We start from the raw sequence: 24,081 nt of genomic DNA on the forward strand, positions 1-24,081 counted from the left end.
CTTTATCATTGAAACATATAGCCATTATGGAAACCAATCAACAGATAGATAAGGCCATACAAATAATAGGGTACATAGAGATCAACGATTATATCTTAGATATTAAAGCGCATGCTGCAAAATATAAGCATACAGCACCCGAATTCTCCTGTATTCTCAACAATAGCGCGGTGCAATCTGCCGCCCGGATGTATAACCAGAAGGATCGGGATGCCATTGACTACCAAAACAAATACAAGAAACTTACTTCCTATGCAAACAAGTCGGTTTTTATGCTGCTATGTTTAACCGTTATTCTGACAACATCAGGTGCAATAAGCAAATTTTTACCGACAGATGCCTATTACGCCGGAAAAATTGAAGACATATATATTGGTCTGATAACTTTAGGCATAGTCGCGGCCACAACTTATGCTTTTATGTGTTTTAAGCGTATTAAAACAGAAAAATTGATCGAACGCTGGATGGAGACCAGAGCAACGGCAGAAACGGAAAGAATAAACTATTTTGAAACAATCATAAATCATAAACCCGTTAATACCACTCCTAATCCAACCTTTCTTCAACTTCTCAAGTTCGAATATTTCAGGCGCTATCAATTATCATTAGAAAACAGACAGTGGCTCAAAGACATCAAAAAAGGAGCAAAAGCCCTCGAAAAATTGGAGCAACAATTAAAGCAGGGAGGATACCTGCATCAAACAAATTCTTAATATATTGATATTCTTGTAATAATGTAGAAATTATAAACTGAATGATGACTATTAAAACAATTATCACATATTTTAAAAAATACTTCGAGGCCATCGCCTGGGTGCTTGGCCTGGGCCTTATGGCCTGGTCCGACCCCTATGCGAGTGGGCATTACTCCCTATGCCTTATAAAAAACAGCGGCATAGGCTTTTGTCCGGGGTGCGGACTGGGACATGCCATTGGTTTTTTAGCACGTGGCGAACTACTGATGTCGTTTAAAAGCCACCCTTTAGGAATTTTTGCCGTAATTATTTTATCTTTCAGGATATTTCGACTTTTTAAATATAAACACGTACAAATAAACGCAGATGAACAGAATCATTAACTATTTTCCGGAACTGGACATGCAAGAAGCTACTTTTATCGATGCTCTGCTCAAAGATAACACCGACAATGAAGTGGAGAAATTCGCCGTGTTGTACAGATCTCGACGAAAAGACCCGCAATTGATATTGATACTTGCCGCCATCGGCTTACTGGGCATATCAGGCATACACCGTTTTATTATTAACCAGATAGGCATGGGGATATTGTATTTTTTTACAGCCGGCCTTTGCTTAATAGGTACCATTGTAGATATGGTCAATTATAAATCACTGGCCTTGGAGCACAATCAAAAAGTGGCTCAGGAGCTTAAAGCGTATATGTCTATGATTAGGTAATTAGCCAATACTTTACCGAAGCTATGGATATATGGATACTATTGCCCTTATCTCTAATTAACATTCCGTGTTAAAATAAAAAATAAATTATGAAGGGATTGGGGAGACATGCAGGCATTTTATTGACATCGTTTAGGGCTAACATACTAAAGTCGAACCTGGATGCGGATATGAACGACATCCATAATTTAAGGCTCGATTTAAAGCAGTTGTTCGCTCTTATTAAGTTGTTAAAGTGGTGTAAAGTGCAGCTCCCCGATGGCTTTGGTGAATCGCTGGCAGTAAAAACACTTTTTAAATTAACCGGTATTGTGCGCGACAACCAGTTGAGCATAGCGTACGGACAGGAGATATTGCCCTATAAAACACACAAAGAATTAAAACGGAAGGCCTGTAAAAACACGCAACAAGCCCGAAAGCAAATCGCTACAGCATTGCAGGGTATAGATTTGGACAAAGTACAAACAGATTTAGCACTTGCCTTTAAAGAAACTACTTATCTGAAAACGACAGACATGCTGTATCAGCTAAAAAATAAAATACAAAAGGATGAAAGCAGCATTATTGCAGAATTGGAACATAACGAGTGCGACTATCATCGTATCAGAAGAAGGGTGAAAGAACAATATTATCTGCTCACCGTTATCAAAAATGTGTTGGGCGAAAATATTAACCCCAAAATCATCAACACAAAGAAACAGCAGGCCAAGGCCTTGGGAAAATGGCACGATTGGGTGGTGTTTGAAAAAAATATCCGCAACATAGAAGTGGCTCCGGATGACAAAATTTATGCGCTACTACAGCACAAAAGGCAAAACATACTCAAAAACATCCAGATCCCCTGAAGCGCAACCAACAGGGTATAGCGAAAAGATACAAGGGGAATGTTTTACGTAAACCGGCACTACCCTTAAGCACATTCAGGCTAAACACTTAAACAATAAGCCCCCCTTTTCCGTTTTGCATGGGTACGCATAAACCCCGTTGCCATGAAAACATTTCTCGCCTTTTTGTTGACCCTAATGCTGGCCGGCGCTTGCAAAGTATACGAAAAAGTACCTTCGGTTCGTTTTCAAGGTCCCGAAATACAAAGCATACAGTCCGAGTCGGATTTATCAGAATTGACCTTAAAGGTGAACCTTCGTTTCTTGTTCTCCAATCCCTTTAACAAGGACATTACCATACCCCGGCATGACTTCAATCTGAAAATCAATGGCAAAAAATTTATCGCCGATATAAAACCCGTGCAAAGCTTTGTTTTAAAAGGCAATTCTGTGGTGACAAAACGATACCCTTTTGAAATCAATTTAAACCAACAAAACATTAAAAACCTGGATGTATTGGGCAAGGACAATTACCTGGAGTTTGCTGCCGATGTTAAAATAGATTTGGCCGATTACGGCATCAAAGTACCCACCATCTTTGGGAAACAGGCGCTACGATATCACACCCTCTCCTTTAGCTATGGCGACACACTGCGCTTCCCCTTACTTCCGGAAATACGCTTATCAAATCAACCCGCTCATATGGTTTTTATAGGTCATATGGAACAACTGGACTTGGAAAAATATAAAGATGCCTTTGCTCCCTTTGTAACGAGTATGATGGAAGCACGTTACCCGGACACCCCGGCCGATGATTTTGTAGCCACCCTGATTAACACTAAAGTAAATGTGTTGGGTATCGAATATACCCTGTCGGAGCAGATTGGCCTGTTACTTGAAACACTGACCGCAGCTCCCGGCATACCCGGCATCGACAAAAATGATTGGGAAACGCACTTAGAAAAACTGAACCCGGAAGGCCAGCTGGTGATGGATCATTTTTTAAACACTTTTGCCAAACCCATTGTAGGCAATCAAGTGCTAAGTAACTGGAATAATTTTAAATACAACTGGGATAATTTTTTAGATGAAGATCTGGTCATTACCTATCCCGGAGCTAACATACATGGTTTAGAAGTACGGGTTCCGTTTGTGATTTACAATCCCAACTATTTTGCCGTGGAGTCGCCATCTTTTTTCAATCATCTTAGAGATGGAAACTGGGAGCCCTTATTGTTTAATGCCACACCTACTGATGCGAACACCACCATAGCAGCCCGCTCAAAAAAAGAAATGACACTTACTCTGCGCATCGATTGGAGTAAGGGCAACCAGGGCATACTTGATTTTGTGACAGGCAAAACAAATCATTACGATTTGGAAGGCGAAACAAAGCTCGATCTGGGCTACGGGCCGGTGACCGTTAAATACCAACTGCCGGCACTAAAACTCCAAACGGGGGTGAACGAATAAAAAATTATAGAGGCAAACCGCTTGCATTAAATATAAAATCTATTAACAAATATACAATTCCCTAACAAGGTTATTTATAAAGCTGGGCGGGCTACCCATCTGTAGCCCATCTACTTATCGGTCACTAAAGAGATAAGCGAATCATAAAATTGAGGTTTTCAAAGAGAAACAATGCATCTCTGCCAACTAATAAAAACACAAACATAACTTCCGCTATGAAACAAAAAATAAGCATAATGGGCTGTGGCTGGTTGGGTCTGCCTTTGGCCGGCGAATTAGTTAACAATGGTTATACAGTCAACGGATCCACAACTAACCCCGATAAAATAGAGCAGATTAAAGCAATGGGTGCCCACCCCTATCTTATCCACATAGGCAAAAGAAACAATCCATATGCCGAATTTTTGCATGCCCATATCCTTATTGTGGCCATCACCTCAAAAAGCATCGAGGACTTTAAGTATCTGATGGAGAAAATTAATGCATCACCCATTAAAAAGGTCATCTTTATCAGCTCCACCTCCGTTTATCCAAGTAACAATACGGTGGTAAACGAAATCACTCCGGTTAAAGATGTTCCGTTGGTACGTATTGAGCAACTTTTCCGATCTAACCCTAACATCGCCACCACCGTTATCCGCTTTGCAGGGCTTTACGGCTACAATCGTAAACCGGGCAATTTTTTTCCTGAAGGACGAATCATAGACCATCCCGAGGGTTACGTCAACTTTATTCATCGCGACGATTGCATCCGCATCATCCAAAAAATAATCATTTCTGAAACATGGAACCAGCTATTTAACGGCTGTACCGACACCCACCCCACCCGTCGTGAATTTTATACCAGCCAAATCCTCAAGGTGGGGCGCACCAAACCCGCTTTTAACGAGGAGGCAAGCAACGCGTATAAAATTGTGGATAACAAAAAAATCAAAGATATATTGCATTTTACCTTTAAATATCCCAACTTGATGAATGGTGCATGAACATAGGTCTATGGCCACGTAATACTTCTTACACAGTATAACCTTCTAAAAATTTTAGCGATGTTTAAATATTACAATTTTGAAGTGTTAATAAGCGATAACGAAGAAGAGAAACAGCGTGCTTTAACTCAGATAAAGCAAATCTTTAAAGTTACCCCAAGACCCGCGTTTGGCAGAAACAGCCATAATCTGAAAAACGACAGATTAAAGAACATTTATTCGTTCAAACTTTTTTCTTCCCGCTCGTTGGTTTGGGACAAAGCGCAAATGCTGGCCAATATTGATGGGGTGCTGGATGTAGATCCCATCATAAAAACGAAGGTATCTTTTGAATTGGAGGAAGACGAGGCTCCGCTGAACGAAATGCAGAACATTCGCCAAAAAGGACGCCCCGATCCTAAATGGTATCTCAGCAACAGTAAGTTCCCCGAGGCCATAGCCTACGCCAAGGCGCAATACCAAATTGGCGAAGGACATTACAACGGGGGCGAGACCAACCTGAATCTGGCCCATCTGGACACTGGCTATACAGACCATCCGGAACTCTCGAAAGTAAAACGGGAGCTGGGATACAATTATGTAAATACCATTCTGGATCGCATCCTGTCCATATTTATCGGACGGCCATCCAAACGAAATGCAAAAGACAGACTCAGAAATGCACGTCCTTTCAAATGGGCTTCCCATGGCACTTCAACTGCAGGTATTATTGTGGGTATCAATACCAACAACAGGGGTATTACAGGCGATGCACCCGACTTTACCAACGGTGTTTTCCCACACCTGAACCTGATACCCTACCGCATATCGGAAACCATCGTCTCCTTTAACAACAAAATGGCTCACGCTGCCCGCCAGGCTATGATAGACAGATGTCAGGTAATTACCATGAGTCATGCCGGATTGCTTAGAATCAGGAGCTGGAAAGAGGCTGTCAGGGAAGCCTACGAAAATGGGGTTATCTGGGTAGCGGCACCGGGAAGCCATATAAAAGGTGTAAAAAAAATATGGACCTACCCGGCTAAATTTCCCGAAACCATCACGGCTACGGTTTCCACCTTTGACAATAAGGCCTGGGAAAAGGGATTTGGTGGCAAAGAGGTAGATATTGCGGCACCCGGACTCGATATGTACGTACCTTTTTCCCGCAAAGGAAAGAAATACGCATATAGGTGGAGTGAGGGTTCATCGTTTTCAACGCCTATAACAGCAGCAGCAGCCGCTCTTTGGTTAGCACACCACGGTCAGGATAAGTTAAACGCCCTGTATCTTAAGCCCTGGCAAAAAGTAGAAGCATTCAGGAATTGTCTGAAAGAGAGTGCCCGCAGACCCGACGGCTGGAATACGCAAATTTATGGTGCCGGTATACTGGATGTGCTTTCCTTGCTAAAGCATCCCCTGCCCATGCCCGAAAGCTTGCACCATACCTCATCGAAAACAGATGAGTGCAGCAAAAAAAGCCTTATGGTAGACTGGAACGACTACATCTTAAACAAAGAAATCACCTTCCACACTTGCTGCGCTAAAATCGAGTCGCAAGAAAACGACGACAACATATTTCAGAAGGTAGAACAACGAGCCAGCAAGGATGCCAAAATAAAAATGAAGCATATCGTATCGTCCGAAGAAAACAAAATAAAATCCGCAGAACTGAAAAGCCATGTGAAGGGGTTTGCTGATGATTGGGGCTATTAGAAATTTATTCCGATATTTAAAAAAAACGCTTTTACCTAATGGATTCCGGCTTGTACAGGCTCAGTTTTTATTTAAAGGTACTTGGAGTAATGGATATAGTATAGCTGAAATTACGACACACCCACGCTTCCACTCCGGTTGTATACCTGCTTTGACGTAAAGGCATGGGCAAAGCTTGCCATTTTATTATGAAACGTCGATGGATAAACGTATTTTTACGTTTGCAAATATGGCATTAAAAAAAACACTATGAATATGAACCTGGCCGTTTTAATTGATGGCGACAATATACCATCAGCTTCGGTAAAAGCAATGATGGAAGAGATAGCAAAATATGGAAATCCTACCATTAAAAGGATATATGGCGACTGGACCAAACCGCACCTGACAAAATGGAAGGTGCTGCTGCTCGAAAATGCCATTACCCCTATACAGCAATATGGATATACCACCGGAAAAAATGCCACGGACTCGGCTATGATTATCGATGCAATGGATATCCTTTATTCTGAAAAGGTAAATGGATTTTGTATCGTATCCAGCGACAGCGATTTCACCCGCCTGGCAACACGCTTGCGCGAAGCCGGGATGCAGGTGATAGGCATAGGCGAAAAAAAGACACCCAACCCCTTTATTGTAGCCTGCGACAAGTTTATTTATATTGAGATATTGAAAAACCGATCCAAAGAAAATGAATCGGACAGCGATAAGGACAATAGTAAAGATGCGGTAGATAAGATTACAAATAAAGAAATTAAACTCATCGCCAGCTCCATCGATGATTTGTCGGAAGACGACGGATGGGCATTTTTGGGGGATGTAGGTGGTTTACTGCAAAAAAAACAACCTAACTTTGACCCCCGAAACTTCGGTTTTCCGAAACTAACGCCCCTAATCAATTCCATCGACAGCTTTGAGATAGACCAAAGAGACAGTCCCAAAGGGCGTAACAAACTTATTTTTGTGCGAAATAAAACCAAGGCTCCACGAGGCAAGCGGAAGTAACACTGAAAACCTGCGCTTGATACCTTATCCCTATTTAATTGTCAATAAATGATAGAATAACTACAAAAGCAGCACTTGGTAAGAGGGTGGATAAAAGGTAAGGGATACCACCGTAATTTCGATTGGATAATTTTTATTGGCTTTAGGCTGTGCAGGTGCTTCTCCTAATCAGAAGCTACCACCCCCAACGAGCTCTCGATAACATCAGTAAATACGGCTTTGATATCCAGTCCGGCGGCGGCTATTTGCTGAGGTATAAAGCTGGTAGGTGTCATGCCCGGCACTGTATTCACCTCCAACAAAAAGATGTTGTTCCCACTTAAAATATAATCTACGCGCACTATGCCTTTGCAGCCCAAGATATCGTAAACCAGTGAGGTAACTTTCCTTATCCTATCTGCCGTTTCCCCGGGCAAACGAGCGGGCGTTATCTCTTGTACTTTTTCGGGCGTATATTTGGCCTCGAAGTCGAAGAACTCGTTGGCAGGTATTACTTCGGTAATCGGAAAAATGGTTTCGCCCTTATTTGTTTTGTACAAGCCACAGGTAAACTCATTTCCTTGCACAAACTGCTCAATAATTACCTCATCGCTTTCCGCAAAAGCTTTATGGATGGCCGGTGCAACATCAGCTATTGTTTTGGCTTTGCTTATGCCAAAGCTCGAACCGCCTGCATTGGGTTTTACAAAACAGGGAAGCCCCAGCTTTTCAATTATCTGCTCTACATCAAAATCATTCCCTTTTAATACCAAAACCGAATCGGCCACCTTAAGTCCAAAACCCTTTAAATAGCTGTTACAGGCAAATTTATTAAAGGTGAGCGAAGCCGGCAGCACCCCACAGGTGGTGTATGGCATCCCGATAATATCAAAATAGCCCTGCAACTTCCCATCCTCGCCGGGCGTACCATGAATGGTAACATAGGCACAATCAAAGTTTATTTTTTTATCCTTGACGGTACACGAAAAGTCGTCTTTACAAATGGGATAATCCTGTCCGTCGATCCGGGCCACCCATTTTTTGCGTGTTATTAAAACGGGTATTGCATTGTATTTTACAGCGTCGATAAAAGACATTACCCCTTTGGCACTGTTTTGCGAAACCACTATCTCAGAGGAGTCGCCGCCGTAAACAACGGCTATATTTTTTTTACTCATGCTTCTTCTATTATCAGTCCGGACTATTCGTGCCGATTAGCAATATACCCTCTCCATTTTTCCACGGCCAGGGCCATATCCTGAGGTAGCTCACTGTCGAAACTCATTTTTTCGCCTGTATGCGGATGTACAAAACCCAGCGATTTGGCATGTAATGCTTGTCGGGGTAGTATCTTGAAGCAATTTTGAACAAACTGCTTATATTTAGTGAAAGTGGTTCCTTTCAGTATTTCGTTTCCGCCATACCGTTCATCATTAAAAAGAGTGTGTCCAATGTATTTCATATGAGCGCGTATCTGGTGGGTTCGGCCTGTTTCCAGCACACATTGTACCAGGGTAACATAACCCAGGCGTTCCAGCACCTTGTAATGCGTAACGGCATGCTTACCAAAATCGCCATCAGGAAAAACCACCATCTGTAACCTGTTTTTCAGGCTGCGTCCGATATGTCCGGTCACCGTACCTTCCTCTTCGTCCATATTGCCCCATACCAACGCTGTATAACTACGCTCGCTCGTTTTATCAAAAAATTGTTTAGCCAGATGATTTTTTGCTTGCTCCGTTTTGGCCACCACCAACAAACCCGATGTATCCTTGTCGATGCGGTGTACCAATCCGGGCCGGGGATCCAGGGCATTAAAAAGTGGTAAATCTTTTAAATGGTAGGCCAATGCATTGACTAAAGTACCTGAATAATTACCATGACCGGGATGTACTACCATACCCGGATCTTTGTTAATGACCATCAGGTGATTGTCTTCGTAAACAATGCTTAAGGGTATGTCTTGCGGTATTATTTCAATCTCTCTGCGTGGATACTCCATCACAATGGTAATGGTATCGTTGGGTTTTACCTTGTAATTGGCCTTTACCGCCACGCCATCCACCAATATATTACCGGCAGCAGCAGATTCCTGTATCTTGTTTCGGGACGATTTTTCCATCCTATTGACCAAAAACTTGTCAATACGCAATTGTTTTTGCCCTTCATCTACCACAAAGCGGAAATGCTCAAACATCTCGTTCGCCCCATCTTCCCACTCTTCAAATTGCTCCTTGTTCTCTTTCTCCTCGCTCATTTTGTCTTTAGTATTAGTAGGGGGTTGGGCTGGTCTGAATTAAAGTATCAGGCATTAAGCGCATTGAATCAATCGTAAGCCAAATATCTAAGGATGAACCCAGCCGTAGTTTCTTGCCTGTCTCAGATTGAGGCAACTGGCGCCAAACAAAAGCGCGCAAACTGTCCTCGGCAGTAGGTATGCTATCGTCGTAAATAACGGCATCTATATTTAATGAATTGGTTTGCAATATTGCTCTGGCCTCTTCAAGTGTCCTACCCAACAGGTTAGGAATGGCTGTTTTTTCGTCGCTTAATCCCTGACCTACCAATAAATCTACATACGAACCTTTGGCTATCAGTGTACCCGGCTTAATGGGTTTGCCCTGATAATGTTGTCCCAGCACCAATTGTGTATATTCCGAAGGAATATAAATTAACTGTCCTACCCGGATTCCGTAGGACTCAAGTGTTACCTGGGCATTGCGTAAGGAAAAATCTACCAATTGAGGCATAGGCACCTGTTCGGAAGAATACGCATTGATGGTAAAAAAAACAGTGCGGTTTTCTTTAACATGACTACCGGGCTTGGGGGTTTGTTCCACCACTACACCGGGCGTAACATCCGAAATGTGTACTGAATCGATAATTTTATAACGTAGATTTTTTTGCTGTACTAAATCAATAAATTGCAACTCAGTAAGTCCTGAAAAATCAGGTGTAGCAAAACTCTCGCCATGATGGGTGTATACATTCAGACTAATAAAGGTTGTTATCAGAATTACCGCCACTAATCCAATGGCGGAGGCAATATGAATAAGGAACTTTTTGCTGATTAAAAATTTAGGTAGCGACATAAGCTTATGTTTTTATCGAGACGGTGACAAAAATAATACAAAATAGTTAATTATTAGCCCAAAGAATTTATTGTTGGCTGCGAATGGAAGTGACTTATAGTTTTTTTTTGAATTACATACTTATTAAACGTTTTGTGCGCTTACCCCAATGAAGCGCGTTAGGGATTGAAGCGGAAAGCCCGTAGCCCGGTAAGGTTAACAACTATATGAAGCCATTTACCCGAAGTATAACGCGACTTTTTATTTTTGAAAAGCATTAGCGAGGACTTGCAGCGAAAAGCCCGACCCGATGTTAGTTTTTTAAACGGAAGGGTAAAATATAACAAAGAGGGTAACGCCCAAATAAAAATTACAATCAAAGAAGGAGCAAATTAATTTTTACCTGGGTTGCAATTAGTTTTTAAACACTAACTTTGCAGCGTTTTTTTTTAATCGATGCTTAGATATTTAAAAAAATCGTTTTACCACGATTACTCGCCTCACTACTGGCCTAACTTTAAATTGGCTCTGCCGGTTGTACTGTCGCAAGCGGGGCAAATGGTAGTGGGATTGGCCGACACCATTATGGTGGGGCAATTGGGTGCTACAGAGCTGGCTGCTGTATCTTTTGCCAACAGCATTTTTACCATAGGGTTGGTGGTTAACATTGGTTTGGCCATTGCCGTAACGCCCTTGGTGGGTAAGGCGCATGGTGCCAACAAACCCAAAAAGTGTGGTTACTGGCTAAAGCAAGGATTGGTAGCCAACTTTATATTCGCACTGCTTCAGATAGTGCTTATGTTTGGTGTTTCGTTTACCATGCCGTTTATGGGGCAGGAGTCGGCTGTTGTACAAGCGGCCATACCTTATTACTTAATATTGGTGTCCTCTATTTTACCCTTCAGTATATTTATGGTGTTTAAACAGTTTTCCGAAGGGATTGCCAACACACGGATAGCCATGGTTATCACTCTTGTTGCTAACATAACAAATATCGCACTCAACTATATCCTTATTTTTGGCAAGGCGGGTTTCCCTCAGCTTGGAATAGATGGTGCAGGCTGGGCTACTTTGATTTCGCGAATATTAATGCCCCTTGCTTTTATTATTGTTTTTATACGATTGCCTTTTTTTGAGTTATACAAGGCATCTTTTAAAAAGGCTAAAATACGTTTCAAGGAAATTGTTTCCGTAATAAAGGTTGGTGTGCCCATTGGCGGTCAAATGGTAATTGAGGTTTTTGCCTTTAGCATGGGAGCTATAATGATGGGCTGGATAAATCAGGAGTCGATGGCAGCGCATCAAATTGTTATTTCAATGGCCAGTGTTACCTATATGATGTCGATGGGACTTTCGGCCGCGGCCACCATTAAAGTGAGTAATTATTTGGGTGCAGGCGACTGGTCAAACCTAAAACACTCGGCCTATGCCATAATACATAAGGTGATAATTTTTATGTTTTTTACCGCTATTTTATTTATTGGCCTTCGGAATTTTTTACCCACCCTATTTGTAGATGATGTAAACGTAATAAACATTGCTGCCACATTAATGGTGGTGGCCGGTATTTTTCAACTCTTTGATGGTTTGCAAGCTGTATGGTTAGGTGCTTTACGGGGCTTAGAAGATGTAAGAATGCCTACTGTAATTGCTTTTATAACCTGGATAATATTGGCTTTGCCTATTTCATACATCTGCACCTTTGTATTAAATATGGGACCAATAGGCGTGTGGTTAGGTTATCTTTTTGGTTTGTTTGCCGGAAGCATTTTACTGCATATCAGGTTTGCTCAAATGTACAGGAAAATGAGCAACAATACTCCCCTTGGTGCGAATAGCGAAAAAAGCAGCTAATTCCCTCAACTACCTGATATCTTCTTTATTCGCTATATTTACCTCGCTCTTTTATAGCTAATATCCATTTTATTCTATGGCTACAAATTACATGACGAACAAAAATCATGTAGCAATGTTTTTAGCTTGGAACGAACTATTTCATATGTTTATAATTGATTTCATTGGCCACTAACTTGTCCCGCCATAGCGGGATAGCCTGCCCCGATTTTTCATCGGGGGAACTCGCCATTATAATCATTACGCTCCCGCCTTTGCGGGACAGGTAGTGTGAGAAGCATTCTCATAGCCTGCCCCGACCATTCGGGGGCTCGTTTCATCTATTGTTACTATAAAAATCAGGTTAAATAACGTGCTTAACACCGATGTAAATACGATTGTAACATTATTTAGTATATTTATAGCATCAAACAAAAAAACATGGATTATATAAAACAAAAATTAATTGAGGTAGCCTTACCTAAAGCCGAAATGGTGCATAAGCTGGTGAAAGAACATGGCAATACTGTTCTGCAAGAAATTACCATGCAACAAGTACTTACCGGCATGAAAGGAATCGTTGGGCTCTTAACCTGTACGTCAAAATTAGATCCTCAGGAAGGTATTCGTTTTAGAGGCTATAGCATTCCCGAATTAAAGCAAAAATTACCTAAGATAAAAGAGGACGGGGAACCATTGCCCGAAGGTATTTTTTATTTGATGCTTACAGGCGAATTGCCCACAAATAAAGATGTAAAGCACATTAGTGAGCAGTGGGCTACCAGAGCACAGGTAATACCGTCACATGTATTTGATGTGATAGAAGCCCTGCCAAAGGACGCTCACCCGATGATACAATTTAACACGGCTATTTTAGCCATGTCTACGGAATCGCAATTTCGTAAAGCCTATTTAATAGGGATGGACAAAAAAGATTATTGGGATCCCACATACGAGGGAGTGATGGATTTGATATCGCGCTTACCCATTATTGCGGCCTATATCTATCGCAGGGTTTTCCATAAAGGCGATCATATCCCGCAGGATCCCAGCCTCGATTGGGCAGGTAACCTGGCGCATATGATGGGACACAGTAGCGAAGAGGTTAAGCGGTTGATGCGCTTGTATATGCTTATTCATTCCGATCACGAAGGAGGTAATGTTTCTGCCCATGCTACACACCTGGTGGGTTCGGCTTTATCTAACCCTTATTATAGCTTTTCGGCAGGAATGAATGGCTTGGCTGGTCCTTTGCATGGCATGGCCAACCAGGATGTGATGCACTGGCTCAATAAAATGAAACGCGAAATTGGCTCCGAGGATCCTACTGAGGCCCAAATAAAAGCATACGCCGAGGAAACTATTGCCAATGGAAGGGTGATTCCGGGCTATGGACATGCAGTGCTGCGCAAAACAGACCCGCGCTTTCAGGTACAGCTGGACTTTGCGAACAAATACATACCTGATGCACCGTATATAAAACTGGTTAATAAAGTGTACAATGTGGTGCCTGATGTACTATTGAATACAGGAAAAGTCAAAAACCCATGGCCCAACGTGGATGCCGTATCCGGTTCGTTATTAACCAGCTTCGGAATCGCTGAGTATCCTATTTACACGGTACTGTTCGGCGTTTCCAGATCCTTAGGTGTACTCACCTCACTTATTTGGGATAGGCTATACGGACTACCTATTGAACGGCCTAAATCGGAACCCCTTCAATGGTTTATAGATAGGGTGCCTAAGCAGTAAATTGGTTGATCTCTTTATTTTTTAATCCTTCGTTAAGAATCTGTTTGTAACAAACAGCGACTTAGCGGAGGATTTTATGTTAATTAAAACAGATAATTATAAGGATTGGTTAGTTCCATCTGCTTAAAATATTGACTTTACACGAGTGGGTAAGTTCAGGCAGCATATGAATGCTGCTATGCAAACGTTATCGGCACAGATTCAATTTTCGGACTGAATTAGTCGTCTTAATTAATCATTTTTTTATTGTCAAAAAAGATTTTATACAATCACATTTTGCTAATTTAGCAGGCTCTATGAAGTGTAGATTTTCCAATTGGACTTTTCTAAAAGGTATGCGATATAACATTTTAGTCGGTTTGTGCTTTTACTTGTTTTCTGCGTACGGAGCTGTGCCCTCGGATGTCAGTGTAACTTCCTATTCGGTTAATGAGGGCTTAACGGGCAATGGTATTACTGCTATTTTTCAGGATAGTAGAGGGTTTTTATGGATTGGTACACAAGACGGCTTAAACATGTACAACGGCTACACCTTTAGGTCATTCAGGCACACGCTATCAGATTCCACCTCCATATCGGGCAATCAAATTCAGTGTATAGCCGAAGATTCCAATGGTGATATATGGATTGGTACCATTGGTAACGGATTAAGTAAATGGAGCCGAAACACCGAAACATTTACCTCCTTCGGCACCAATAGAAACAGCTTACTTAATATGCCCGAAGACAACATTTATGGATTATATGTTGATTCGGACGCAACTTTATGGGCCAAAACGGACAACTATCTCTTAAACATCTCTACCAAGCCTTTAGCCCTGAGCACATATGGCTTATACAGCAATATCTTTAAGTTCCAGGACAAGCTGAGCATTCCAATATTCAGAAAATCGCCATACTATCTTTGGATTGGTACAAAAGAGGGAGTTGCACAGTTTAATATCCAAAATAAATTGCATGAACGTTTGGTGGTAGATCATCGGTATGGTACTTACTCAAACGAAGTAGGAGCCATCACCGGCATGCTTCAGCTTACAAACAAATCGTACCTGTGGGGAGGCAAACAGGGGCTCTTTCATATTACACAAGTTGATAGTGGTAAGTTTATAACCAAAGAAATAAACCATAAACTATCGAATAAAATGGGTGGGGTAAATGCTATCCTTCAGCATTCCTCAGGTACAATATGGGTAGCCACCAAATCAGGACTACTAATGGCTGAATACGACGAAAAGCAAGATGTAGTTTATTTTGATAGCGAATTATATTATAATCGTCCACAAAACATGATATGTTCAGAGGAGGTTACTTTCCTGTTTGAAGATAGCTCCGGCTTACTGTGGGTGGGTACACGCTACAATGGCTTGTTTAAGGCCGATTTTAAACCAAAAAAGTTTGGCAGTATTAGGCCGGGCATTCCCAAATATGAAGATTTAAACAGCGCCGATATAAAAAGTATTTTCATCGACGAACGAAACATGATATGGTTAGGCACTTCGGATAAAGGAATAAAGATTATTGATCAGGTAAACGGCGACATCTATCATTATCCGGTTAATTTAACTCTGAACAAAATAGATCAGGATATGGTGCTTTCCATGTGTAAAGATTCGCAACAACGCGTATGGATTGGCACACCGGAGGGTATTTATGTTTTTTACTTAGACAAAGGTTTAATTACCGAATTTTCGTATGCCAACAGCAAAGAGGTTAAGTATCTGCTTAAACAAAACAGAATTAATACCATCGCGGAAGATGCCAAGGGCAATATTTGGTTCGGCACACAGTTCGGGCTGTATAGATATGATGGAAGTGTGATCACTAACTACTTTGCCGATACAGATAACCAACAGGGGATATGTAGCGATGAAGTAAATGATCTGTACCTTGATTCGGAAGGAATACTTTGGATAGGAACAAGCAATGGGGTTAATTTTATCGACAGCAACAGCGATTCTGTAAAACGAATAGGACGCCTGCGCAATTCACATGACAGCATCTCTGTGTTAAGCAATAATTATATATTATCAATAACGGAAGACCTGGATCATAGTATATGGTTTGGAACCCGATCGGGACTTAGTTTTTACAATAAAAAAAACGATACATCGGGTTTTTATACCCACTCCTCGGGCTTAGCCAACGATATGGTTTATGGCGTGCTTTGCGATTTAAACTCAGACATATGGCTAAGTACCAATAAGGGAATTTCCGTTATTAAAACCAACATGCAAATCCATAATTTTGATAAAACCGACGGCTTACCCGGATACGTATTTAACCCGGGTGTGGTGGCCAGGTCGCAGTCGGGAGTTTGTTATTTTGGAGGAGCTAAAGGGGTGGCCTACCTCAACCCCGATTCCATCCATTACAATATGCATCGCCCTAAGATGGTGTTTACTTCCATTGAGTTGTATCATCGTGGCAAGCTGGTAAAAAAATGCAAACGCAACAGGGAACATATTAAGTTGAAATACAGAAAAAGCTCCATGCTTAAAGTACGCTTTGCGGCGCTGGAGTTTTCGGAACCCAGCAAAAACAAATACCAAACCTACCTCGAGGGGTTCGATGATGACTGGCGGCCAGTTACAACAAATAATGTGATGGATATATCGGATTTGCCCGCAGGAGAATACACCCTGCACGTAAAGGGCGCCAACAACGACCTGGTATGGACGGATGAGCCCCTGTCGATTTCCATTGAAATAGTTCCTCCAATTTGGATGACAAATTATGCTTATGCTTTTTATTTTATTGCACTGCTCTTTCTTGTTCAATCCATTATAAATTACCAGATACGACATTATAAAAAAGCCTATAAAGCAATGGGCGAAAAAGCAGTTGACAAAAAGAAAATAGAAGCACAACGCGAGCAACTGTCTAAAATAAACCAAAGCTTAACGGACAGTATCTACTATGCCAGAAGAATTCAGGAAGCAATACTACCCTCCGAGAGTGAGATACAAAAAGTGCTGCCCCAATCCTTCGTGTATTACAGACCCAAAGATTTGGTAAGTGGCGATTTTTATTGGAAGCACCAGGTTAACGATAAAATATTTGTGGCTGCTGTCGATTGTACAGGACACGGCGTGCCGGGCGCATTTATGTCAATTGTTGCATATGATATGCTAAAGAGTATTTTAAATAGCGAAATTAAATACTGCCCGGCCTACATTCTCGACAGGCTCAACAAAGAAATAAATGATACTTTTAAAAAGAAACAAGGAAACATTACAGAGCGCTTGTTAAATGTAGATGACGGAATGGACATTGCTTTGTGCATAATAGACAAAAAGAATAAAAAACTGTCTTTTGCAGGTGCGAATAACCCCCTATATCTGGTTCGTCAGAACGAAATTTTTATTTATAAGGGAGATCGATTCCCTATTGGATATAAAGGAGACAAAGACATTCTTTTTTCGCGGCACGATATTCAATTGGAAGAGAATGATGTGTTTTATATTTTCTCGGATGGTTATGCCGACCAGTTTGGTGGAAGCGATGGTAAAAAATTTAAGTACCGCCGATTCAGGCATTTATTACTAAATATACATCAGCTACCCGCAGAAGATCAAAAAGCTATTCTTCACCAAAAAATAGAAGAATGGATGGGTAGTCACGAGCAGGTGGACGACATAATTGTTATGGGGGTACAACCACTCAAGCCGTAATGCTTAAAGCTGAAGACAAGGCACAAGCAAACCGGAAGGCAGATCTATAAATTATGAATTAAGTATATGGGTAAAGATGCTGGTGAGATGCAGCTACAGCCTTATACACCCGGCAACATCAGTCAGTTATAAAATCTCCCTTTACACCAGTGCCTCATATAAAATTTCCACCGGATGCTTGGCTTCTCTATCCGATCCATCTTTTATTTGATGCCTGCACGAAGTGCCCGACGCAGACAACAGCGTACTCTGCTCAGCTGCCCTGATGGCAGGTAGAAGTTTCATTTCGGCTATTTTCATTGATAAGCTGTAGGTATCTTTCTCGAAGCCAAAGGAGCCGGCCATCCCACAACAACCTGAATCAATTTCCTCCGCTTCGTAATTCGTAGGAAATGAGAGTACTTGTTTAAGGTATACCGTATTGGAGAGTGCCTTTTGGTAGCAATGACCATGGAAGCTTATTTTTCGTTTTTCGCTGGTAAATTGCTCCCGGGTGATATGGCCTGCCTCCATTTCTTTAGCCAAAAACTCTTCAATTGTAAAACTACATGCTTTAATTTTTTTGGCTTCCGGCAGTAGCTTATCGTCCACCAAATTTAAGTACTCATCTCTAAAAGTAAGTAGGGCAGAAGGCTCAATACCCACAATAGGGCACTCAGGTGAAATAATAGGAGCCATCAATTGAATATTTTCGTTGGCTATCGCTTTGGCTTTTTTTAATAACCCTTTTGAGATATAAGTACGTCCACTACTCAAAAGATCGGGTACCACAACATGATAAGCTAACTTTTGGAGCAATAATATAGCCTTGATACCAATGTCGCTATCCAAATAATTGGTAAACTCGTCGGCAAAAAAATAAACTATTTTTTGCCTTGTACCTGCTGTTTTGTTTTTTCGAGCCCACTTTTTTACGGATAAGCTGTTCATCCCGGGGATAGAACGTTTGGGACTAAATCCGATAATACGGGGCAGTATATGTTTTATTACCGGTATTTTAGTGGGTAGATTAAAAAGCCATGGAACCGGCGCAAACAACTTGTTGATGGCCGGCATATATCCTACCAGCAGTGCCGAGGCAGGCTTTCCTTTTTTTGTGTAATAATGGTGCATAAACTCTGCCTTTAGCTTTGCAACATCCACCCCCGAGGGACATTCGGCCTTGCAGGCTTTACACGATAGGCATAAACTCAGCGCTTCATGAACATCTTCCATGCTAAGCTTATCTGCACTTCTATTTCCGGTAAAATATTCTCTTAAAATATTGGCTCGTCCACGTGTGCTGTGCTTTTCGTCGCGGGTAGCCATATAACTCGGACACATGGTGCCCCCAATCACCTCCGATTTTAAACAATCGCCCGATCCTGAGCATTTTTCGGCTGCACGCAACATTCCCAGCGTGTCGTCCCAACTAAAAATAGTTTTGATTTTTTTTTCTGGATTTGCCGGCCTGTAGCGCAGCGAGGTGTTCATAGGAGGCGTTTTAACAATTTTATCCGGATTGAAAAGCCCTTGCGGGTCGAAGGCATTTTTTATTCTTATGAACAATGCATAGTTTAAATCACCCACCATAAATGGGATAAACTCGCCACGCAACCTCCCATCGCCATGCTCACCACTTAAAGATCCATCATATTTTTTAACGATTTTTGCCGTTGCTTTGGCAATTGTTCGAAACAGTTTTACATCCTCAGGATTCTTGAGATTTAAAACCGGCCTCAGGTGTAGTTCGCCGCTTCCTACGTGTGCATAAAAAACACAGTCTTTCCCCAGGCTATCCAACAGTTCGTTAATTTCATTGGCATAAGCGGGCAAGTCGGAAGGTAACACTGCGGTATCCTCAATTACAGCAACCGGCAGGTCGTCGCCTTTCATATTGGAGAGAACACCCAGCCCCGCTTTACGAAAAGCCCATACCTTACCCATGTTTTCGGCATTAATAATGGGGTAGGCATAACCTAAACCCTCACGTTTAAAGTCGGCAATTAAGTTTTGTACTTGTTTTTCAAGTTTTGTTAAGCTGTCGTGTGCCAACTCAATGACCAGTATAGCGGCAGGTGTTCCGCTAATAAAAAAGCGGTTGGCTTGTTGTGCCACACTTTCACCCGCCAGTTCAATTATTTTATCGTCGATAAGCTCAACTGCACGCGGTTGATGCTTTAATGCGGCAATATTGCCGTGCAAGGATTCCTGTAAAGAACTGAAATGAACGCATATTAGTGCCTGGTGCTTGGGCGGTGTGGGTACCAGGTTCAGTTTAATTTTACTGGCCAGCATCAGGGTACCTTCCGACCCGGCTATCAGCTTGCACATGTTAAAGTTATCACCCTCTTCGTTAAAAGGCGACATCCCTGCAAGGTAATCAATGGCATAGCCCGTATTGCGCCGATGAATATCTATGTGCGGAAATTCCTTTTTTATCTCTTCTATATTGGCGGCATCAGAAAGCATATTTTTTATTTCGCGATAGATATCCCCCTCTAAACCTTCTTGCTGACATTTACTCTCGAATTCCCAATTTTGAATTTCTTTAAATAACACCTCTTCGCCATTGGCCAGATAGCCATGCACCTCGAGTAAGTGGTCGCGGGTGCTGCCATAAACCAGAGAGTGGGATCCACAGGAGTTGTTTCCCATCATACCTCCTATTGTACACCGGTTGGAGGTGGATGTTTCAGGTCCAAAAAACAATCCGTGGGGAGCCAGGTACTTGTTCAATTCGTCAAGCACAACGCCAGGCTCCACTATCACCCATTTCTCCTCGGTGTTGAGCTCAATAATGTTGTTCATGTGCTTGCTCATATTCACCACCAATCCCTTGCCAACCACCTGTCCGGCCAGGGAGGTTCCTGCACCACGGGGGATGAGCGCAATTTGATTTTTATAGGCAAAATCAACAATCAGATTTAGATCCGAGTCGTCGCGTGGCCATACCACGCCCATAGGCTTTTCGCGGTAGGCCGAGGCATCCGTAGCATGCTGGGCGCGATCCAGATGACGGTAAGAAACTTCGCCTTTTAATAAGGACGAAAGTTGGTTGTAAGGCAGTTGATTTTTTGACAGGACCATGATGTTAAATTTGTTGTAATATTAAGAAAAATGTTTGTATTAAGGCCGTAAATATGTCCTTGATCATCCTATCCTAATAATGCATCACACAACGTTTGAATGCAGCAATAAAAAATTCCAGAACACTTTATGGATTACTTAAAATAAACATGCTCACTCAAACATAAAGCAAAAATCTTTAAATGTCGTTATTTATACGGCTAATAATTGAACAAGGAATTATATTATTTCGCCACCTTCAATCTTCTTTTTTTTATTCTCCGGACACGCTGCATCCAATCCCCTGATCACTTTTTAGGGTATTGCGATGATTTATTGATTATACCCTGTTTATTTCCCGAATCACAAACAGGGCTTACCTGATTCGCACCTTCAAAAAGGCCAAGCCATAAACAATCCCTTCTTTAAACTGTTTATATAGGGTTATTTAAAAAAGAAAAAATGGAAAATATAAATATCAAATCACAGCACGGACATTTGTTTACTTGCAACAAATGCAACAAGTTTCATTTTGAATTTAACCAAATAGCCATAGATTTTTCATCGGTCAAAGCACTCGAAAACTTCCAGAACTATCTGATAGAAATCAATGGTGAGGAGTTTGAACTTTTAAATATCGACACCTTTTACAATCGAAAAATACATATCCCTTTCCCCAATACCGCTATTAAAATGGTGCTTTCGCAGAACGATTTAAAAGAACTTAAAGTTTTGGTAACCAATTTTATCAACCATTACAAAAGAGCTCAGGAAGACACCCGTATGCTTAAAAACCTATCGATTATATCAGAAAAGCAACTAAATTAACCCCCGGGCGTATCTTTTAACAAAGATTAGCATTCAGGCAATTCATTACCTATTTTACCTGATTGATACCCATATAAGGGATAAATCGGTATGCACCCAACACCCAAGAAGCGATATCACAACATGTTGGGGTTTTAATAATGCTTAAATAGCGTTACTTTTGTACCTGAAATTATAAGGTACTAATTATAAAGCAAACATGGAAACAAAAGATTTTACCACCGGCAATTGGTGCAAAACCATTGATGTTAGGGATTTTGTGCGATTGAACATATCGCCATATAGCGGTAATTATAATTTTTTACAGGAAGCAAGCCCAAAAACAAAAAAGCTTTGGGACATTTGTCTGCAAGCCCTTAAAGAGGAACGCGCCAACAATGGCATGCGCAGTGTAGATACAGAAATAGTTTCAACGATTAGCTCTTTTCCGGCAGGATACATCGATAAGGAGAGCGAGGTAATTGTGGGACTGCAAACCGACCAAGTACTTAAAAGAGCCATGAAACCGTACGGCGGTTTTAAGGTAGTGCAGAAGGCACTGTCGGAACACGGACTAAAGCCATCGGACATGATAACCGAAGCTTTTAGCAAATATACCAAAACACATAACGATGGCGTTTTTGATGCCTATACCGATGAAATAAGGAAATTCCGCTCTCTCGGATTCCTCACCGGATTGCCCGACAACTATGCGCGCGGTCGTATCATTGGCGATTACCGCAGGATAGCCCTTTACGGCATCAACCGATTGATAGAATCCAAAAAAGAAGACTTGCAGGGCATTACCGGTCCTATGACGGATGCCACCATCCGCTTACGCGAAGAGGTTACAGAGCAAATTAAGGCTTTGCACCAGATGATTGAAATGGGTAAGCAGTACGGTTTGGATTTGTCGCGTCCCGCTACAAATGGGCAGGAGGCAGTTCAGTGGACATACATGGCCTATCTGGCAGCCGTAAAGGAGCAGGATGGTGCTGCCATGTCGCTGGGTAGCGTTTCTTCCTTCCTCGATATTTACATCGAAAGAGATTTAAAAGCCGGCCTCATCACCGAGCAGGACGCACAGGAATATATCGACCAATTTGTGATGAAACTGCGTATGGTGCGCCATCTGCGCATGGAAGCTTACGAACAAATATTTGCCGGCGACCCTACCTGGGTTACCGAATCTATTGGTGGCATGTTGGTTGACGGACGCACCAAGGTAACCAAGACATCGTTTCGTTTTTTACATACGCTTTATAACCTGGGCCCTTCACCTGAGCCAAACATCACTATTCTTTGGTCCAACAGTCTGCCACAAGGCTTTAAAGAGTTTTGTGCTAAAGTATCCATCGACACCTCATCTATACAGTACGAAAACGACGATTTGATGCGCTGCCACCGCGATAGCGACGATTATGGTATCGCCTGTTGTGTTTCGTTTCAGGAACTGGGCAAGCATATCCAATTTTTTGGTGCCCGCACCAATCTGGCCAAAACATTACTGCTAGCGCTAAATGCTGGTCGTTGCGAAAATACCGGAACACAAATGGTTAAAGGTATCCCGTCTATGGCCAATGACGAATACCTGGATTACGACAAGGTGATGGAAAACTTCAAGATTGCGATGCGCGATGTGGCACGTGTATATAATGAGTCGATGAATATTATTCATTACATGCACGATAAGTACTACTACGAAAAAGCACAGATGGCCTTAATTGATACCAACCCAAAGATTAATTTGGCTTATGGTATTGCAGGCTTATCCATCGTTGCCGATTCTCTTTCGGCCATCAAACATGCTAAAGTAAAACCGGTGCGCAACGAAGATGGTCTGACCGTTGATTTCAAGATTGAAGGCGAATTTCCGAAATACGGAAACGACGACGACCGTGTGGATTTAATAGCCCGCGACATGGTAAATCATTTTAGTGAAGAACTGAAAAAGCTTCCCGTATATAAAAATGCCAAACCAACGTTATCGGTACTTACCATCACATCAAATGTTACTTATGGTAGAAAAACAGGCGCTACACCCGACGGAAGAGCCCAAGGTATACCCTTTGCCCCGGGTGCTAACCCAATGCACGGGCGCGATACGCATGGTGCAATTGCTTCGTTAAACTCCGTAGCTAAAATTGATTATGCCGATTCGCAGGACGGTATTTCAAACACATTCTCCATCGTGCCTAAATCATTAGGACCTAACGAAGAGGAAAGAATCGCCAACTTGGTAAGTGCACTGGACGGATACTTTGGTAAAAATGCTCAACATCTTAATGTTAATGTGTTGAATCGGGAGTTATTAAAAGATGCCATGGAACATCCCGAGGAACATCCGCAGCTCACCATCAGGGTTTCGGGTTATGCCGTTAACTTTACACGCTTGTCGCGCGAGCAACAGCAGGAGGTGCTGTCACGCTCATTCCACGATACCATGTAAACTTAGCAACTCGATTATACCTTAGATAATAGACTATTTACCTGCTGTTATATAATATTTTCTCAGCACCGTA

At 41.9% G+C, this 24,081-nt stretch carries 17 protein-coding genes; 13 read left to right on the forward strand and 4 right to left on the reverse strand.

Annotation, left to right across the window (positions count from 1 at the left end):
* The first annotated feature begins 26 nt into the window (after positions 1-26).
* The 8 genes from FN809_RS09710 to FN809_RS09745 all read left to right on the forward strand — a co-directional run bounded on the left by FN809_RS09710 (position 27) and on the right by FN809_RS09745 (position 7,398).
* Positions 27-713 (forward strand): hypothetical protein, encoded by a 687-nt coding sequence (locus FN809_RS09710; RefSeq protein ID WP_142533324.1) that lies wholly within the window; start codon positions 27-29, stop codon positions 711-713.
* A gap of 41 nt (positions 714-754) precedes the next feature.
* The gene (locus FN809_RS09715) at positions 755-1,078 is read left to right on the forward strand and encodes a DUF2752 domain-containing protein (RefSeq protein ID WP_246095565.1); all 324 of its coding nucleotides are present in this window, start codon (positions 755-757) and stop codon (positions 1,076-1,078) included.
* Positions 1,062-1,415, forward strand: coding sequence for a TM2 domain-containing protein (locus FN809_RS09720; protein ID WP_142533325.1), 354 nt, complete (start codon positions 1,062-1,064; stop codon positions 1,413-1,415). The genes FN809_RS09715 and FN809_RS09720 overlap by 17 nt, the downstream gene beginning before the upstream one ends.
* 89 nt (positions 1,416-1,504) lie before the next feature.
* On the forward strand, positions 1,505-2,260 hold the full coding sequence (locus tag FN809_RS09725) for a CHAD domain-containing protein (RefSeq protein ID WP_142533326.1): 756 nt from the start codon (positions 1,505-1,507) through the stop codon (positions 2,258-2,260).
* A gap of 144 nt (positions 2,261-2,404) precedes the next feature.
* On the forward strand, positions 2,405-3,712 hold the full coding sequence (locus tag FN809_RS09730; protein WP_142533327.1) for a hypothetical protein: 1,308 nt from the start codon (positions 2,405-2,407) through the stop codon (positions 3,710-3,712).
* A gap of 215 nt (positions 3,713-3,927) precedes the next feature.
* Positions 3,928-4,698 (forward strand): NAD(P)-binding domain-containing protein, encoded by a 771-nt coding sequence (locus FN809_RS09735; RefSeq protein WP_142533328.1) that lies wholly within the window; start codon positions 3,928-3,930, stop codon positions 4,696-4,698.
* 60 nt (positions 4,699-4,758) lie between these two features.
* The gene (locus FN809_RS09740; protein WP_142533329.1) at positions 4,759-6,393 is read left to right on the forward strand and encodes a S8/S53 family peptidase; all 1,635 of its coding nucleotides are present in this window, start codon (positions 4,759-4,761) and stop codon (positions 6,391-6,393) included.
* 249 nt (positions 6,394-6,642) lie between these two features.
* On the forward strand, positions 6,643-7,398 hold the full coding sequence (locus tag FN809_RS09745) for an NYN domain-containing protein (protein ID WP_142533330.1): 756 nt from the start codon (positions 6,643-6,645) through the stop codon (positions 7,396-7,398).
* 164 nt (positions 7,399-7,562) lie between these two features.
* On the opposite strand, the gene FN809_RS09750 is transcribed toward FN809_RS09745, so the two are convergent.
* From FN809_RS09750 to FN809_RS09760, 3 genes are read right to left on the reverse strand one after another with little or no spacing between them, the layout of a single operon-like run.
* Positions 7,563-8,555 carry a D-alanine--D-alanine ligase gene (locus FN809_RS09750; protein WP_142533331.1) on the reverse strand — a complete coding sequence of 331 codons (993 nt, stop codon included), beginning with the start codon at positions 8,553-8,555 and terminating at the stop codon, positions 7,563-7,565.
* A gap of 23 nt (positions 8,556-8,578) precedes the next feature.
* Entirely contained in the window at positions 8,579-9,634 is a 1,056-nt protein-coding gene (locus FN809_RS09755; protein ID WP_142533332.1) for an RluA family pseudouridine synthase, read from the reverse strand.
* 13 nt (positions 9,635-9,647) lie between these two features.
* The gene (locus FN809_RS09760; protein ID WP_142533333.1) at positions 9,648-10,469 is read right to left on the reverse strand and encodes a PASTA domain-containing protein; all 822 of its coding nucleotides are present in this window, start codon (positions 10,467-10,469) and stop codon (positions 9,648-9,650) included.
* A gap of 435 nt (positions 10,470-10,904) precedes the next feature.
* Between FN809_RS09760 and FN809_RS09765 the strand changes: the two genes are divergently transcribed.
* The 3 genes from FN809_RS09765 (at position 10,905) to FN809_RS09775 (ending at position 17,704) form a co-directional block, all read left to right on the forward strand.
* The gene (locus tag FN809_RS09765; protein WP_142533334.1) at positions 10,905-12,302 is read left to right on the forward strand and encodes an MATE family efflux transporter; all 1,398 of its coding nucleotides are present in this window, start codon (positions 10,905-10,907) and stop codon (positions 12,300-12,302) included.
* Positions 12,303-12,722: 420 nt separating this feature from the next.
* Positions 12,723-14,033 carry a citrate (Si)-synthase gene (locus FN809_RS09770; protein ID WP_142533335.1) on the forward strand — a complete coding sequence of 437 codons (1,311 nt, stop codon included), beginning with the start codon at positions 12,723-12,725 and terminating at the stop codon, positions 14,031-14,033.
* Between the two features lie 335 nt (positions 14,034-14,368).
* Positions 14,369-17,704 carry a ligand-binding sensor domain-containing protein gene (locus FN809_RS09775; RefSeq protein WP_185957523.1) on the forward strand — a complete coding sequence of 1,112 codons (3,336 nt, stop codon included), beginning with the start codon at positions 14,369-14,371 and terminating at the stop codon, positions 17,702-17,704.
* A 141-nt stretch (positions 17,705-17,845) separates the two neighbouring features.
* Here FN809_RS09775 and FN809_RS09780 read toward each other — a convergent pair whose 3' ends face one another.
* Positions 17,846-20,773, reverse strand: a complete 2,928-nt coding sequence (locus FN809_RS09780) for an FAD-binding and (Fe-S)-binding domain-containing protein (RefSeq protein ID WP_142533337.1) — start codon at positions 20,771-20,773, stop codon at positions 17,846-17,848.
* 441 nt (positions 20,774-21,214) lie between these two features.
* Here FN809_RS09780 and FN809_RS09785 point away from each other — a divergent pair, with 441 nt between their 5' ends.
* Positions 21,215-21,580 carry a DUF6686 family protein gene (locus tag FN809_RS09785; RefSeq protein ID WP_142533338.1) on the forward strand — a complete coding sequence of 122 codons (366 nt, stop codon included), beginning with the start codon at positions 21,215-21,217 and terminating at the stop codon, positions 21,578-21,580.
* Between the two features lie 199 nt (positions 21,581-21,779).
* A complete protein-coding gene (gene pflB / locus FN809_RS09790; RefSeq protein ID WP_142533339.1) occupies positions 21,780-24,008 on the forward strand; it encodes a formate C-acetyltransferase in 2,229 nt (742 codons plus the stop codon).
* Positions 24,009-24,081 lie beyond the last annotated feature (73 nt).

Origin of the sequence: Saccharicrinis carchari, assembly GCF_900182605.1 — a bacterium.
Lineage (GTDB): Bacteria > Bacteroidota > Bacteroidia > Bacteroidales > Marinilabiliaceae > Saccharicrinis > Saccharicrinis carchari.

What these genes read in the sequence shown, in the direction of transcription:
- FN809_RS09710 (WP_142533324.1), top strand. Translation starts at nt 27, where the DNA reads ATGGAAACCAATCAACAGATAGATAAGGCCATACAAATAATAGGGTAC.
- FN809_RS09715 (WP_246095565.1), top strand. Translation starts at nt 755, where the DNA reads ATGATGACTATTAAAACAATTATCACATATTTTAAAAAATACTTCGAG.
- FN809_RS09720 (WP_142533325.1), top strand. Translation starts at nt 1,062, where the DNA reads ATGAACAGAATCATTAACTATTTTCCGGAACTGGACATGCAAGAAGCT.
- FN809_RS09725 (WP_142533326.1), top strand. Translation starts at nt 1,505, where the DNA reads ATGAAGGGATTGGGGAGACATGCAGGCATTTTATTGACATCGTTTAGG.
- FN809_RS09730 (WP_142533327.1), top strand. Translation starts at nt 2,405, where the DNA reads ATGAAAACATTTCTCGCCTTTTTGTTGACCCTAATGCTGGCCGGCGCT.
- FN809_RS09735 (WP_142533328.1), top strand. Translation starts at nt 3,928, where the DNA reads ATGAAACAAAAAATAAGCATAATGGGCTGTGGCTGGTTGGGTCTGCCT.
- FN809_RS09740 (WP_142533329.1), top strand. Translation starts at nt 4,759, where the DNA reads ATGTTTAAATATTACAATTTTGAAGTGTTAATAAGCGATAACGAAGAA.
- FN809_RS09745 (WP_142533330.1), top strand. Translation starts at nt 6,643, where the DNA reads ATGAATATGAACCTGGCCGTTTTAATTGATGGCGACAATATACCATCA.
- FN809_RS09750 (WP_142533331.1), bottom strand. Translation starts at nt 8,555, where the DNA reads ATGAGTAAAAAAAATATAGCCGTTGTTTACGGCGGCGACTCCTCTGAG.
- FN809_RS09755 (WP_142533332.1), bottom strand. Translation starts at nt 9,634, where the DNA reads ATGAGCGAGGAGAAAGAGAACAAGGAGCAATTTGAAGAGTGGGAAGAT.
- FN809_RS09760 (WP_142533333.1), bottom strand. Translation starts at nt 10,469, where the DNA reads ATGTCGCTACCTAAATTTTTAATCAGCAAAAAGTTCCTTATTCATATT.
- FN809_RS09765 (WP_142533334.1), top strand. Translation starts at nt 10,905, where the DNA reads ATGCTTAGATATTTAAAAAAATCGTTTTACCACGATTACTCGCCTCAC.
- FN809_RS09770 (WP_142533335.1), top strand. Translation starts at nt 12,723, where the DNA reads ATGGATTATATAAAACAAAAATTAATTGAGGTAGCCTTACCTAAAGCC.
- FN809_RS09775 (WP_185957523.1), top strand. Translation starts at nt 14,369, where the DNA reads ATGCGATATAACATTTTAGTCGGTTTGTGCTTTTACTTGTTTTCTGCG.
- FN809_RS09780 (WP_142533337.1), bottom strand. Translation starts at nt 20,773, where the DNA reads ATGGTCCTGTCAAAAAATCAACTGCCTTACAACCAACTTTCGTCCTTA.
- FN809_RS09785 (WP_142533338.1), top strand. Translation starts at nt 21,215, where the DNA reads ATGGAAAATATAAATATCAAATCACAGCACGGACATTTGTTTACTTGC.
- pflB (WP_142533339.1), top strand. Translation starts at nt 21,780, where the DNA reads ATGGAAACAAAAGATTTTACCACCGGCAATTGGTGCAAAACCATTGAT.